Source organism: Bacillus sp. 196mf, assembly GCF_003217275.1.
Taxonomy (GTDB): Bacteria; Bacillota; Bacilli; order Bacillales; family Bacillaceae_G; genus Bacillus_A; species Bacillus_A thuringiensis_S.
Map to the genome: position 1 here is coordinate 301,890 of NZ_QJTG01000002.1, position 13,615 is coordinate 315,504.

The window sequence follows — 13,615 nt, forward strand, 5'->3', positions numbered from 1 at the left end:
AACTAAATTCTAAATATAGGGGTTCATCGTCTGAAGTGATTTTATTCTATTTATTTTTCGTATAGATAGTGGTTCAAGTAGAAGCTTTCTTTGCTAATTCAGTAATATATTCAAAGAATACATCACGTTTTACATCATAAACGACATTTACAGGTCGTCCATCAGCAGTTTCCTCTGTACGTCCTTGGCTTGGTCCGTATGTATGAACGATACTATTAATTGTTTCAGTTTTTGCAAGGTTAGTGTTTCCGACAAGCGCGGTAGTTAGTACATCCCATAAATAGTAGGTAGAGTTCGTTGAGAAGTGAACGAGAGGGGGGACCATTGCATAACATTGACCAAGGAAATCCATACCAATATACTTCCGTTCTTTTGCCCATTGTTCACGTATGTCTATAGTTAACGGAACTTGGTTTGTACTTTCTAGTGTCACTAAGTCGATTTTAATTTTTGCATCCCATACACGAGCTACTGCTTCAGGGTCCCAAAACGAATTCCACTCAGCTGTTCCATCATGCTCTGGTTCATGTACATTGCCTGCTGTAAGAAATGTACCACCCATCCAAACGAGACATTCAATTTTATCTTCAATTATGGGAGCTTCATATAACGCACGAGCAAGGTCAGTTAGGGGCCCGGTAAATAATAAAGTTGTTTTTCCTTCCGTTTGTAGAAGTGTTTCTATTAAATGGTGATGTGCAGGCTTTGCTGCCATGGGTGTTACAACTTTTCCAGACTCATTTAAAATTGGTAAAGCATCTACATAAAATGCATGCATCCGCCAGTCTTTCGGAAACGGGTTTTGCCCACGAGAGTTTGAAGCGGCTACTGCAATATTATCTTTGCTGAAGCGATCAATAATTTTACGACTTGCAGACATTGCGGGTTCTAAATAACAGTCTGCTGGGATAACAGATACACCGGTAAGTTCAATGTTTTCCATTTGAAGTAATAAAAATAATGAAATTAAATCATCTACGCCGCCATCATGATTGAAGTACACTTTTTTCTTCATTGTAATCTCCATCCTATATGATTTAGTTAGAAATTAAATATGAATTGAGGAAAAGTCATCAATAATTTCCACCACTTCAATTTCTCCATTAATCAGTAGCTCAGGAAGCTCATTTCTAATATTTCCTTTCCAATACTCTCTAGCTTGTTCGATTTTTTGAGAAAAAGGAATACCATCTTCTTTCGGTAAAAGATTACCGTCACCTTCAAAAGAACTTCCGATTACTCGTAGTTTAACAATCTGTAAAACTTCTCGATTGTAAGAATCAAATAATGCTTTCCATTTTAAAGCATCTTCATAGCTTTTTGAAGCGTATAAACAAGATAACCTGGAAGGGTATTCAGGGAATTCTTGTAGTCTAACCATTTCTACAATTGTTTCTCTAACTGCTCTAATTGTTTGATCCATATAACTCATAACTACTTTAGCACTTTCATTATTTATATGTAATTCGTCATTTTATAGTGATTATTTAAAATTTGTATGCCATCTTCACCATTAGCATTTAATTGTTCTCTTTCAAAAAAGAAGTGATATAGAGTATTGTGTTGATTTTTGTTAAAAGGAATCATTTGTCTGATATGCATTTTTTTCCTTGTTACGATGTGATATGCGTAAAATTCTGCTTCATTCATGGTTATCCTCCTAGTAATAGTGTAATGCAATGTTAAATTTAGTAATTCAACATTGAAATATATAAAACCTTTATAAGTAAAAGTGAGAATTTGAGTTGAAAGTAAAGAAAATATATGAAAACGTTTTAAATTTGTTCACAAAATGTTCACTTACGAAGGGGTTTCCAATGTCGATATAATGACAAAGACTCAAAGAGAGAGGATGATGAAATTTGCCAACAACAAGAAAGGAAAACTTCCAATTTGGCATGATGATGTGCTTTGGAATGGTTATCGTAATGACGTTTTCCAATTTACTAATGAATGAAACAGGAGGACCAATTTATATTAAAGAGATTGCATTAGAACTATTAATTGGCTTTATTATTGCGCTATTAATTGAAATAAGTATAGTTGGACCTTGTGCGAAAAAAATTGTATTCATGTTGCCATTTGATAAATCTAAGAAAATAAATATTATCGTTGCAATGGCGACAACTATGGTAATCGGAATGGTGTTCTTTATGTCATTTTTCGGTATGGCTATGATGCATTTACATGGTGGACTACAAGGAGATTCATTTGTTTCAATTTATTTTTCGATTTTTATTAAAAATTTCATAATGGCATATCCATTACAATTAATTATTATGGGACCGCTTGTACGTTTCTTATTTGCAAAATTTGTTATGAAAAAGAAATCTTTTAATGTAGCGTAATTTTTATTTATAAAACATTATATATAAATAATTATAAAACACATCTCGTATTTTTGAGGTGTGTTTTTTTTCATTCCAAGTTATTTTCATAGTGATGTGCCATTTGTCCTTTTGCCATTATAGGATGATGGTTTTTAATTAAGTCAGAAATAAAGGATGAGGAGATGATTTTTTGAAAGGTATTCTATTTGCTGTTTTTGCGGGGATATTTATAACACTTCAAGGAACCTTTAATGCGAAACTTAGTTCACATATCGGTATATGGTCGACGAGTATTATAACCCATTTAATTGGATTCATTATTGCAACAACTGTATTTTTGTTAAAGAAAGAAGAGAAAGTAACGGATTTAAAGAGTGTAAAAAAAATATATTTAGTAGCGGGTGCATTTGGTGGATTCATTATTTGTGCAGAAACTATGGCGATATATTCACTAGGAGTTACATTGACAGCTGGCACACTAATGGTTGCTCAATTGTTAACGGCAACAGTTATTGAAATGAAAGGACTGTTTCATATAAAAAAGATACAGATGGAGAGATATCATATTGTGGGAACAATAGTAATGATTATAGGTATTGTTGTATTTAATATGTAAATGAAAGGAGGAAATGAATATGGAGAATAGATCAAGTTTAATTACGCATTATTTGAAAATCAATAAAACGCTCGAGATTTTTTCCAAAATAGATACAGCATATTTTCAATTAAATCATTTTGAAAAAGGCGAGCTTATTTGCAATATAGATGACGAAATGAATCGTTTATATTTTGTTGTTAAAGGTAAAGTAAAAGTTTATACGATTACACCTGAAGGGAAGAAACTAATCCTTCGCTTTATTAATCCACTCGCAATTGTTGGTGATATTGAATTAATTCAAAATAGCAAAGCACATAATGTCGTTGAAGCTTGTTCAGATGTTGTAGCGATTTCCATTTCTAATACGGTTATTAGAAACAAGTTATTACATGATCCTATATTTATGAAATTCTTACTTGAAAACATTGCGAACACGTTAAAAATATCGACTCGTTTTACTGCTCTTAATTTACTTTATCCTGTAGAAGTACGTGTAGCTAGTTATTTACTTTCAATTTCAACAGATAGTAACGGAAATATGTACAAAGGGGATTTGGATACGACATCGGTAACGAGTATTGCAGGCTTTATAGGGGTAAGTTATAGGCACGTAATTCGGGTATTACAAAGATTTTATAATGAAAAATTAATTGAAAAAAGTAATGGAGTTATTGTCATTAAAGATTTTTCTAGAATGAAGGAAGTCGCTAAAGATAATATATATGAGCAATGAAAGGGAGAGGAAGATTTTGATTGGATTTAGTTTAGCTATATTAGCAGGAATATTAATTAGCTTACAATCTGTTTTTAATGCAAAAGTAAATGAAAATGTAGGACAGTGGTTAACGACTACATGTGTCCTTGGAATAGGTCTCATTAGTTCTATTCTATTTTATATCATTACAGAAAACAGTATTAGCATTAAAGTGTATACTGCAAATTATTTGTTTTATGTAAGTGGACTGTTTGGCATCGGGTTAATTATTTGTATAATGGGTGCAATAAAGAGTTTAGGTCCAGCATATACGGTGCTAATTAGTCTTATTACTCAATTGGTCGTTGCGTTATGTATTGATACATTTGGATTATTTGGAATGGAGAGCATTCCATTACAAATAAATAAATTAGTTGGTATAGGTTTATTAATTGTGGGAGTAGGAATTTTTAAAAATATCTTTTCGAACAAGAGAGCTATTAGAATAACCGAGGATGAGATTTAAAGGTTATAAGGATGTTGATAATCAGATTATAGATGTTTATGTAGTGGGAATACATTTCATATATGTCTCTGTTAGTGAAGGGTCTATATATATTCGAAAAAAAACGTGAATTAGCTATTAGTGTAGTTGAAAAGAAGACGTCAATAAGTTGAGGTCTTCTTTATGTATTGTTCTGAAGTTACCAGAACTTAAGTATAAGGGAATGGGAAGTGGTTTAAGTTAAGCAGAATATACCCGAAAATAAAATATTACTTAACATATATAACTAATGAATACAATGTCTTTTTCGGTTATTATGTTGTAAATAATTTTATGATAAAATCTTTTACATAATGAAATAAAGGGGTAGTATTCTATGGGTTATTTCTCAAATGGTTTATTAGTTTTGTTTGTGCTAATCGTATGCAGTTGTATATTTTTTGGTTGATAATATAATGAGAGTCTTATATAAAAGAAGTTATCTTAAGTGAGATAACTTCTTTTTACTTTATATTGAGAAGGAATTCTATCTTTCTTATTGAAGTTTGTTCTAGTTATTTTTACATCAATCAGATTTGTGTAAAGGGAATTTTATGAAATATAAACAAGCCAGAGAATAGGGAGTATTTACATGGAAAATAGTATACGCTACACAAGTGAACATCCTACAGATTTTAATGGATTATTATCCTTATACGAATCTTTAGGATGGAATTCTCTTAAATTAACGGTTAACGAGTTAGAACGAATGTGTAAGCAAAGTTGGTATGCAATTTATGTTTTTGATGATAAGAGGTTAGTAGGGATGGGGCGTGTCATATCAGATGGAGTCATAACAGGCATTATTTGTGGAGTTGGTGTATTGCCAAAATATCAGTCTAGTGGCATCGGAAAAGAAATAGTGGAACGATTAATCCAGCACTGTGAACAAAACAAGGTTATTCCACAACTTATGTGTGTAGAAAAATTGCAATCTTACTATGAATCTATAGGGTTTGAGGCATTCTCTATTGGTATGACAAAACATATTATAAGATAGAGGAGCTTTATCACGCTATTTGCCGGGCAGTAAAACCCCCACTGAGTAAAGTTTCACTTTATATTTTCAGTTTACTCGTACATATTTTTAAACTTTAATATAAAGGAGAATGGCTGTATGGAGATCGCTAAAGGGATAGAAATGTTACAACTTGAATTTCAAGAATTTGTTATTCATCCAATTCTTTTATGGGATGATGAAATGGCAGTATTAATAGATACGGGTTTCCCAGGACAAATTGAAGATATACAAGTAGAGATGGAAAAGGTTGGGGTATCATTTGATAAGTTAAAAGTCGTGATTTTGACGCATCAGGATATTGATCATATAGGTAGTCTTCCGGAGTTGTTGCAGCGCTGTCGAAGTAATATTAAAGTTTATGCGCACGAACTAGATAAGCCATATATCGAGGGGGATTTACCTTTATTGAAGGACGGAAATGTAGAGAACCGCCCAAAAGGAAAAGTGAGTGAGACTGTGATTGACGGGCAAGAACTTCCGTATTGCGGTGGAATACTAATTCTTCATACTCCAGGGCATACTCCGGGTCATATTAGTTTATATTTGAAACAAAGCAAAATTCTTATTGCAGGAGACTCTATGTATAGTGTGAATGGGATGTTAGGAGGAATTCACGCCCAAACAACTATAAATATTATGGAAGCAAAGCAGTCTTTGAAGAAGTATTTAAATTTACATATTGAATCTGTAGTTTGTTACCATGGGGGATTAAGTAAGGAGAATATAAATGTTCAACTTCAAAATTTGTAAAGTTAAAATGGAGTTTTTTGTTAATTGACGTTGAAGTATAATCTGATTATTAGTATATAAATAAATTATAAAAGAGCATGTTTGAAAAAATTAAACATGCTCTTTTATTAAAGTAAATCAATTTAATATGAATGACCTAACCCATTCCAATAAAAAGAAACGATTTCTTGTGCTAATTCATCTATATTTGCTAGAATAGGATTGTGATTTTCATCTTTAAAATTCCCAATTGATAATAAAGATACGAAAGCATGAGCAGCAAATTTAGCGTTTCCTTTTGGGATTTCTCCGATGTGCATCGCATTATCGAGTGCTTTTTCTAGTACTTCATACATATTATCTTCAGCATTTTTTAATTCTTTCAATTGTTCTTCAGATAACGACAGTTTTGCATCTTTCATAAAATTTTTCATATCAATATCCATCGTTGCGTGTAAGTAAACTTTAGCGAAGTCTAATAATCTTTCTTCTAACGTTTTGTTTGTAGAGAGTATTTGAAACATATTCTCACGTATACGTACCATCATTTTGATCATAGTAGCAGTAAATAAATCGGCTTTTGTTGAATAGTAATAGTAGACAGTTGCTTTCGTAACACTACAAACTTTTGCGACCTCATCCATAGAAACGACTTGATAATTTTGTGTAAGAAATAAGCGGGTTGCTACTTCTAAAATGGTTTCTTTTGTAGATTTTGTATTTTTATTTTGACGCGGCCTTCCGAGAGGACGTTGTTTTTGTTCCAAATACATTCGCTCCTGACATTTATGATTGAGATAATTATAACATAATTTTCAATCATTCTTGATTAATTAACCGACCAGTATATATAATTAATAATGGAGGAAAAAAGGAAGGTGGGTTTTTATGAAAAAGCACCCGTTACATATGTTAGGGAGGCTTGTAGCAGGGAGAAATACGCAGTGGATCACTTTATCGGTGTGGATTCTTATTACATTATTACTTTCATTTACGTTACCACAAGTAAACAGTACGAAAGAACCGAATCCGAAAAATTTACCTGAAACAGCTATGTCACAGCAAGCGGAAGCGCTTATGAAAAAAGAGTTTCCGAATAATGCAGGGAATCCGTTGTTAGTAGTATGGTATAGAGATGGTGGATTACAGTCACAGGATTATAAACTCATACAAGATGTTTATAAGGAGTTAAAAGCTAGTCCTTTAAAAGAACAATCAACGTTACCACCATTTGATACAATCCCAGAGCAAGTATTATCAAAAAGTGCATCAAAAGATGGTACATCATTTGTTACACCGGTATTTTTTAATAAATCTGCTGGTACAGATATATTAAAAGGAAATCTTGAAGAGTTTAGAAAAATAGTGAATAGTAAGGTGGATGAAGATCCATTTAAACAAAAAATAAGTGAATCTGGTTTACATGTTCGATTATCAGGACCTGTAGGTATTCAAACGGATGCAGTTAGTTTATTTAGTCAAGCAGATGTGAAATTGTTAGTGGCTACTGTACTACTAGTGTTAGTTTTGTTAATTTTACTGTATCGTTCACCAATTTTAGCGATTTTACCTATACTTGTTGTTGGCTTTGCATACGGTATTATTAGTCCTACACTCGGTTTTTTAGCTGATCACGGATGGATTAAAGTAGATGCCCAAGCGATATCAATTATGACAGTATTATTGTTTGGCGCTGGAACGGACTATTGTCTATTTTTAATTTCGAGATATAGAGAGTACTTGTTAGAAGAAGAAAGTAAATATAAAGCATTACAACTTGCGATTAAAGCTTCTGGCGGTGCAATTATAATGAGTGCATTAACTGTTGTACTTGGATTAGGAACATTACTACTTGCTCATTATGGAGCCTTTCATCGATTTGCAGTACCATTTAGTGTTGCTGTATTTATAATGGGAATCGCTGCTTTAACGATTTTACCAGCACTATTATTAATATTCGGTAGGATTGCATTTTTCCCGTTTATACCGAGAACAACTTCAATGAATGAGGAGTTTGCAAGAAAGAAAAAGAGGGCTGTAAAAGTTGAAAAATCAAAAGGCTCCTTTAGTAAAAAACTTGGAGATATTGTAGTACGAAGACCGTGGACAATAATTATGCTAACTGTATTTGTATTAGGCGGATTGGCTTCATTCGTACCACGTATTCAATACACATATGACTTATTAGAGTCGTTTCCAAAGGATATGCCTTCTCGTGAAGGGTTTACGTTAATTAGTGATCATTTCTCAGCTGGTGAACTAGCACCAATAAAAGTTGTTGTTGATACGAAAGGCAAAGAGCTTCCTATTAAACAAGAACTAGAGAAATTTTCTTTCGTAAATACAGTGAAAGAGCCAAAAGAGGGAAAAGAAAATAAGCAAATACAAATGTATGAAGTTTCTTTAGCGGAAAATCCATACTCAATTGAAGCGTTAGATCAAATTCCTAAATTGAAAAGTAGTATAGAAAAAGTATTAAAAGATGCTGGGATTAGTAATGCTAAAGATCAATTATGGATTGGTGGGGAAACAGCTTCATTATATGATACAAAGCAAATTACGGAACGTGATGAATCAGTAATTATTCCAGTAATGATTAGCATTATCGCTTTACTATTACTTGTCTACTTACGATCGGTTGTTGCGATGATTTATTTAATTGTAACTGTCGTTTTATCATTCTTCTCAGCGTTAGGAGCAGGATGGATATTACTTCATTACGGTATGGGTGCGCCGGCCATTCAAGGTGCGATACCGTTGTACGCATTCGTATTTTTAGTTGCTTTAGGTGAAGATTATAATATCTTTATGGTTTCAGAAATATGGAAAAACAGAAAGACACAAAATCACTTGGATGCAGTAAAAAATGGTGTAATACAAACAGGTAGTGTTATTACATCGGCTGGTTTAATTTTAGCAGGAACTTTTGCAGTGTTAGGTACACTTCCAATTCAAGTATTAGTTCAATTTGGTATTGTAACTGCAATTGGCGTATTACTAGATACGTTTATCGTAAGACCGTTACTTGTACCCGCGATTACAGTAGTTTTAGGCCGATTTGCTTTTTGGCCAGGTAAACTTTCAAGAAAGAGTGAAGAAATACAAAAGGTGGATGCATAGTTAAAAAAGCCAAGGATATTTTCCTTGGCTTTTTTCAATGTAGTTAATTAATTTTTTGAAGTCAAATCATCAGCTGCAGCGTGATCAGCATCTTCAATTGTTGTTTCGGGCATTCCATATAAGCCGTTCATTGCTTGTTCTTCGATAGTAAGATTTGCAGTATTATTATTTTGAATAGATGTAGTGTTTTCAGTAACATGTTCTTTTTTATTCATATTTTTGTTATTCATGTATGTATCCTCCAAATTTCATTTGATTTATCTATAGTATGTGGATGGATTTCCAGAAATATGTGAATTGATTCTTACATATGTTATATAATTAAATGAATAATTAGGGTGAATTGTAAACTGTTAGGAGTGAACAAGTATGGTGAGAGCAAGGGAATTAGCCTTCTAAAATAAAAAGAAAATTTTAGGAGGCTATTAGAATGAAGTTTCATGTAATTGATAGAGAAGATTGGAATAGAGAGCGGTATTTTGAGCATTATTTAAAGTTGAAATGTACATTTAGTATGACTGTGAATGTTGATATCACGATGTTATTAGAGGAAGTATATCAAAAGGGAATAAAATTTTATCCCGTTTTTATATATTTAATTTCTAGAGTAGTAAATAATCATAAAAAATTTCGAACATGTTTTAACGATGAAGGAGTTTTAGGCTATTGGGAGGAAATGATACCGAGTTATACAATCTTTCATAAAGATGATAAGTCTTTTTCAAGTATATGGACGGATTATTCAAGTGATTTCCGCACTTTCTATAAAAAGTATGAAGATGATATGAGATACTATGCTAGTGTTCATGGTCTTTTCACGAAAGAAAATATTCCGCCTAATGTATTTCCGATTTCTAGCATACCTTGGACTAGTTTTACTGGATTTAATCTTAATATTAATAATGATGAAAATTTTCTATTGCCAATTATAACTTGTGGGAAATATTTTAACGAAGGAAACAAGGTTATGCTACCAGTTTCATTGCAAGTACATCATTCGGTTTGTGATGGATATGATGCGAGTAAATTTATAGAAGATTTACAGCAGTTAAGTAATACTTGCAACGAGTGGCTTAAGTAATATCTAATTTTTAATTATATAAAGTGAAACTTTAATCAGTGGGGGGGTTCAGCCCTCACCAATCGGGATTTTACGGGCAATTGATCCCCCACCTAACTTCTTTGCTTTCGCTGAATTTTGAGGTGGGGGTCTTACTGCCAGGCAAATAGCGGGATAAAATTAAAAATGAATAAAAGAAGAGAACATGTTTATATTACATGGTCTCTTTTTATTATTCATTAATACTAAGTAACTGTGGAAAATATAGGGTGATTTGTAGTTTAATAGTAAAGAGAGTGATTAGTGTTAATTTTCTTAGTTTTTAAAAAGGATATAAATGTTTTAATAGGGGGGAGTAAAGTGAAATTTGTAAGCATTGTAAAAGAGGAGATCCTAATTGGGAATATGGCAAATTTGTATTGTAAAGTATTTGAGAAAACAAATTTCAATGAAATGATCAAGCGAATGAATAGGCATATAGAATATACAGGTTTTAAAGGTATAGTAGCAATAAATGATGAAAATGAAGTAGTTGGTTTTACTTATGGTTATCGCTCAATGGAGGGACAGTACTATAATCAATTAATGAGAGAAGCGTTACATCTAGAGCAAGTAGACGAATGGTTGCAAGATTGTTTTGAATTTGTAGAGTTAGCAGTTCACCCACAATATCAAAATAAAGGTCTTGGAACGAAATTACATAATAAATTACTAGAAGGAGTTTCAAATAGAACGAGTGTTTTAACAACACAAATAAACAATGAAAAAGCACGTTCGTTATATGAAAGATTAGATTGGATAAATGTATTGGAGCCATTTCATCCAAGTAAAAATGATGTTCCATATGTAATAATGGGAAAAGCATTAAAAACAAAAGTGAATTGATAATTATGGCATTCACAAAAATTATTGGTTTGTAATAATGAAGGGGAAAACAACAATGATATCTATAGAAAAAGCTACAATTTTAGATGCTGAGAAATTAACAGAAATAATGAAAAGAACATTTGATGCAGAAGCAAAACAATGGCTATACGGCCAAGATGATGTCATTGATTATAACATTCAACCGCCAGGATATTCTTCAGTTGAAATGATGGAATATTCCATTGAAGAATTGGATTCTTTCAAAGTTGTAATGGATAAAGAAATAATCGGAGGGATAATAGTTACGATTTCTGGTAAGTCGTACGGTCGAATTGATCGTATTTTTGTAAATCCTGTTTATCAAGGAAAAGGCATTGGATCACATGTTATGAAATTAATAGAAAAGGAATATCCAAACATAAAGATTTGGGATCTCGAAACATCTAGTAGACAAATTAATAATCATCACTTTTATAAAAAGATGGGCTACCAAATGATTTTTGAATCGGAAGATGAGTATTGTTACGTGAAAAGAATAAAAACAAGCTCAAATAAAGAGAGTGTAGTTACAAATAAAGATATGAAAAATAGTCAATACGAAAACTGTAATTTAGCAAATACAGAGTATTATCAAGTGAATTTAAAAAACAGTTCATTTGTTGGTAGCAATATAATGAATACGAATATGAGTAATTGTAATGTAAGTCAATCAAAGTTTAGAAATATAAATTTTAGATGGTCATCATATGCAGATTTAAATCTTTCTGGTAGTAAATTTAATTTGGTGACTTTAGGTGGAGTGCAATTTAAAAATACAAGTCTCGGAGATGAGAAGGAACCTATTTTATTCGATAAATGTGATTTGGAAGGTAGCACCATAAGTAATAGTAATCTGAAAAATATTGAAATAGAAAATTGTGATATAGTCGGCATGAAACTAAATGGTATTCTGATCGAAAATTTGCTTAATTTATATAATAAAGTGAAAAGTTAACCATATAGATATAGTTATTATAATCTTTTTGGAAATTAAGTATTATATCGAAATAATTATGTAAAAATGACATAAAGAAATACGGACGAGAAGGTCATTCATGAACGTTTCTAGAATACACACAAATATATTGTTATTTATATGGAGGAGAGAAAGATGGAGATCAATGTTAGAGCAGTAGAAATACAAGATGCTAGAGCAATTCATCGTATATGTATGCAGGATGACGTTTTACCGTATATGGTTTTCTTACCTAGCATGCGTGTAGAAGCTATGGAAAATAGAATTCGAAATTTAGCACCAAATCAATTTGAATTTGTTGCAGAATATGATGGAGAAATTGTTGGATTTGTAGGTTTAACACAAAGTCCGGGCCGAAGATCTCATTCAGGCGATTTATTCATTGGGGTTGATAGTGAATATCATAATAAAGGAATTGGGAAAGCACTTCTTACGAAGATGCTTGATTTGGCTGATAATTGGTTAATGTTAGAGAGAGTAGAACTAGGTGTGTTAGAAACGAATCCAAAAGGAAAAGCTTTATATGAAAAATTTGGATTTGTAGAAGAGGGAGTAAAGATAGGGAATTTGAAAGCTCACGGAAAGTTTATTAATGAAATTATGATGAGTCGTTTTAGACCGGATGGTTTAATTGTACATAATTAGTAGTTAAAAGCATGACAGTATACTGTCATGCTTTTTTATTAGAATTTGGCTGTATTAAAAATAATACTAAACCAATAAAAATAACGGTAATTCCTAGTCCTTGTTGTAAAGAAATGGTCTCATGTAATATAAAGTACGCTAGTATACAAGTGCCAATTGTTTCACCTAAAATACTCATTGAAATTACAGTAGCACTTATCCATTTTAATAACCAATTAAAAATGGTTTGTCCTAAAATTGTAGCGATGAAAGCTAATCCAATAAAGCACAACCAAGTTTGTGTAGAGTAATGGATGAAAGATTCTTGTTGTGTGAAAGCAAATATGCCAAGAAAGCCAGCACTACTTCCATAACTAATTACCGAATATGGTATAAGTGACAAATCTTTACGAACGTGTTGGCTAATGAAAAAATAAGCAGTAATGATACCGGCAGCGATAAGTGCTAAAATATCTCCATATAAAGCTTCTCCACTAATTTGGAAATCTTGCCAGCCAATGATGATACTACCTGAAATAGCGATGAGGCAACCAATAACTGCTCCTTTCGTAAATCTCTCCTTAAATAAAAAATAACCACCAATCATTGAGAACAAAGGTTGTAACGTTACGATAACTGTAGAGCTTGCTACAGAAGTATATTGTAATGATTCAAACCATAGTACATAATGTGCAGCTAAAAATAGCCCAGATACGAATCCAAGTGCCCATTGTTTTTTCGTTAAAGTTTTTAGCTCATTTCGACTATTTTTATTAAATAGTAATAAAGGTAACAGAATTAGTGTGGCAAAGAATAATCGGTAAAAAGCAATGATTGTCGCAGGAGCATCTGCCAATTTTACAAAAATAGCTGAAGTTGATAAGGCGAATACACCAAAAAATAAGATGCAATATGAAAGAATAGGTGATTTCAAAGTTTGTCCCTCCGATAGAATGTTTATTATAATAAACTTAATACGATATAATGTACAAAAGTAAGTATATAAGTCCCGG

Annotated in this window: 15 protein-coding genes and 1 pseudogene; 11 read left to right on the plus strand and 5 right to left on the minus strand. The window is 32.1% G+C overall.

What is annotated here, in order from left to right; all coding sequences use genetic code 11:
* Positions 1-73: 73 nt before the first annotated feature.
* Positions 74-1,027: a nucleoside hydrolase gene (locus tag ATL10_RS05775; RefSeq protein ID WP_142327660.1), complete on the minus strand. Its 954-nt coding sequence runs from the start codon at positions 1,025-1,027 to the stop codon at positions 74-76.
* Positions 1,028-1,048: 21 nt separating this feature from the next.
* Positions 1,049-1,650, minus strand: a pseudogene (locus ATL10_RS05780) (DUF2441 domain-containing protein).
* Between the two features lie 212 nt (positions 1,651-1,862).
* Here ATL10_RS05780 and ATL10_RS05785 point away from each other — a divergent pair.
* The 6 genes from ATL10_RS05785 (at position 1,863) to ATL10_RS05810 (ending at position 5,937) form a co-directional block, all read left to right on the plus strand.
* On the plus strand, positions 1,863-2,348 hold the full coding sequence (locus ATL10_RS05785; RefSeq protein WP_065228808.1) for a DUF2798 domain-containing protein: 486 nt from the start codon (positions 1,863-1,865) through the stop codon (positions 2,346-2,348).
* A gap of 172 nt (positions 2,349-2,520) precedes the next feature.
* Positions 2,521-2,946, plus strand: a complete 426-nt coding sequence (locus ATL10_RS05790) for a DMT family transporter (RefSeq protein ID WP_000676258.1) — start codon at positions 2,521-2,523, stop codon at positions 2,944-2,946.
* Between the two features lie 19 nt (positions 2,947-2,965).
* The gene (locus ATL10_RS05795) at positions 2,966-3,661 is read left to right on the plus strand and encodes a Crp/Fnr family transcriptional regulator (protein WP_000431606.1); all 696 of its coding nucleotides are present in this window, start codon (positions 2,966-2,968) and stop codon (positions 3,659-3,661) included.
* Between the two features lie 16 nt (positions 3,662-3,677).
* Positions 3,678-4,148: a DMT family transporter gene (locus ATL10_RS05800; protein WP_061667012.1), complete on the plus strand. Its 471-nt coding sequence runs from the start codon at positions 3,678-3,680 to the stop codon at positions 4,146-4,148.
* Positions 4,149-4,758: 610 nt separating this feature from the next.
* Positions 4,759-5,166 carry a GNAT family N-acetyltransferase gene (locus ATL10_RS05805; protein ID WP_044584445.1) on the plus strand — a complete coding sequence of 136 codons (408 nt, stop codon included), beginning with the start codon at positions 4,759-4,761 and terminating at the stop codon, positions 5,164-5,166.
* Between the two features lie 117 nt (positions 5,167-5,283).
* A complete protein-coding gene (locus ATL10_RS05810; protein WP_098284429.1) occupies positions 5,284-5,937 on the plus strand; it encodes an MBL fold metallo-hydrolase in 654 nt (217 codons plus the stop codon).
* A gap of 122 nt (positions 5,938-6,059) precedes the next feature.
* Here the strand turns inward: ATL10_RS05810 and ATL10_RS05815 are convergent, their stop codons facing one another.
* The gene (locus tag ATL10_RS05815) at positions 6,060-6,683 is read right to left on the minus strand and encodes a TetR/AcrR family transcriptional regulator (protein WP_142669935.1); all 624 of its coding nucleotides are present in this window, start codon (positions 6,681-6,683) and stop codon (positions 6,060-6,062) included.
* A 121-nt stretch (positions 6,684-6,804) separates the two neighbouring features.
* Here ATL10_RS05815 and ATL10_RS05820 point away from each other — a divergent pair, with 121 nt between their 5' ends.
* Entirely contained in the window at positions 6,805-9,036 is a 2,232-nt protein-coding gene (locus ATL10_RS05820; protein ID WP_071730178.1) for an MMPL family transporter, read from the plus strand.
* Between the two features lie 47 nt (positions 9,037-9,083).
* Here ATL10_RS05820 and ATL10_RS05825 read toward each other — a convergent pair whose 3' ends face one another.
* Positions 9,084-9,266 carry a DUF4021 domain-containing protein gene (locus ATL10_RS05825; RefSeq protein ID WP_053564536.1) on the minus strand — a complete coding sequence of 61 codons (183 nt, stop codon included), beginning with the start codon at positions 9,264-9,266 and terminating at the stop codon, positions 9,084-9,086.
* 200 nt (positions 9,267-9,466) lie between these two features.
* Between ATL10_RS05825 and catA the strand changes: the two genes are divergently transcribed.
* The 4 genes from catA (at position 9,467) to ATL10_RS05845 (ending at position 12,623) form a co-directional block, all read left to right on the plus strand.
* On the plus strand, positions 9,467-10,117 hold the full coding sequence (catA, locus tag ATL10_RS05830) for a type A chloramphenicol O-acetyltransferase (protein WP_000668543.1): 651 nt from the start codon (positions 9,467-9,469) through the stop codon (positions 10,115-10,117).
* A gap of 339 nt (positions 10,118-10,456) precedes the next feature.
* The gene (locus tag ATL10_RS05835; RefSeq protein ID WP_090976521.1) at positions 10,457-10,981 is read left to right on the plus strand and encodes a GNAT family N-acetyltransferase; all 525 of its coding nucleotides are present in this window, start codon (positions 10,457-10,459) and stop codon (positions 10,979-10,981) included.
* A gap of 37 nt (positions 10,982-11,018) precedes the next feature.
* Complete coding sequence (locus ATL10_RS05840) at positions 11,019-11,957, plus strand: GNAT family N-acetyltransferase (RefSeq protein ID WP_025118050.1); 939 nt, start codon at positions 11,019-11,021, stop codon at positions 11,955-11,957.
* A gap of 156 nt (positions 11,958-12,113) precedes the next feature.
* Positions 12,114-12,623, plus strand: a complete 510-nt coding sequence (locus ATL10_RS05845; protein ID WP_090976523.1) for a GNAT family N-acetyltransferase — start codon at positions 12,114-12,116, stop codon at positions 12,621-12,623.
* A gap of 25 nt (positions 12,624-12,648) precedes the next feature.
* On the opposite strand, the gene ATL10_RS05850 is transcribed toward ATL10_RS05845, so the two are convergent.
* The gene (locus ATL10_RS05850; RefSeq protein ID WP_000841797.1) at positions 12,649-13,536 is read right to left on the minus strand and encodes a DMT family transporter; all 888 of its coding nucleotides are present in this window, start codon (positions 13,534-13,536) and stop codon (positions 12,649-12,651) included.
* Between the last annotated feature and the right edge of the window lie 79 nt (positions 13,537-13,615).

What these genes read in the sequence shown, in the direction of transcription:
- ATL10_RS05825 (WP_053564536.1), bottom strand. Translation starts at nt 9,266, where the DNA reads ATGAATAACAAAAATATGAATAAAAAAGAACATGTTACTGAAAACACT.
- ATL10_RS05795 (WP_000431606.1), top strand. Translation starts at nt 2,966, where the DNA reads ATGGAGAATAGATCAAGTTTAATTACGCATTATTTGAAAATCAATAAA.
- ATL10_RS05820 (WP_071730178.1), top strand. Translation starts at nt 6,805, where the DNA reads ATGAAAAAGCACCCGTTACATATGTTAGGGAGGCTTGTAGCAGGGAGA.
- ATL10_RS05810 (WP_098284429.1), top strand. Translation starts at nt 5,284, where the DNA reads ATGGAGATCGCTAAAGGGATAGAAATGTTACAACTTGAATTTCAAGAA.
- ATL10_RS05845 (WP_090976523.1), top strand. Translation starts at nt 12,114, where the DNA reads ATGGAGATCAATGTTAGAGCAGTAGAAATACAAGATGCTAGAGCAATT.
- ATL10_RS05805 (WP_044584445.1), top strand. Translation starts at nt 4,759, where the DNA reads ATGGAAAATAGTATACGCTACACAAGTGAACATCCTACAGATTTTAAT.
- ATL10_RS05840 (WP_025118050.1), top strand. Translation starts at nt 11,019, where the DNA reads ATGAAGGGGAAAACAACAATGATATCTATAGAAAAAGCTACAATTTTA.
- catA (WP_000668543.1), top strand. Translation starts at nt 9,467, where the DNA reads ATGAAGTTTCATGTAATTGATAGAGAAGATTGGAATAGAGAGCGGTAT.
- ATL10_RS05775 (WP_142327660.1), bottom strand. Translation starts at nt 1,027, where the DNA reads ATGGAGATTACAATGAAGAAAAAAGTGTACTTCAATCATGATGGCGGC.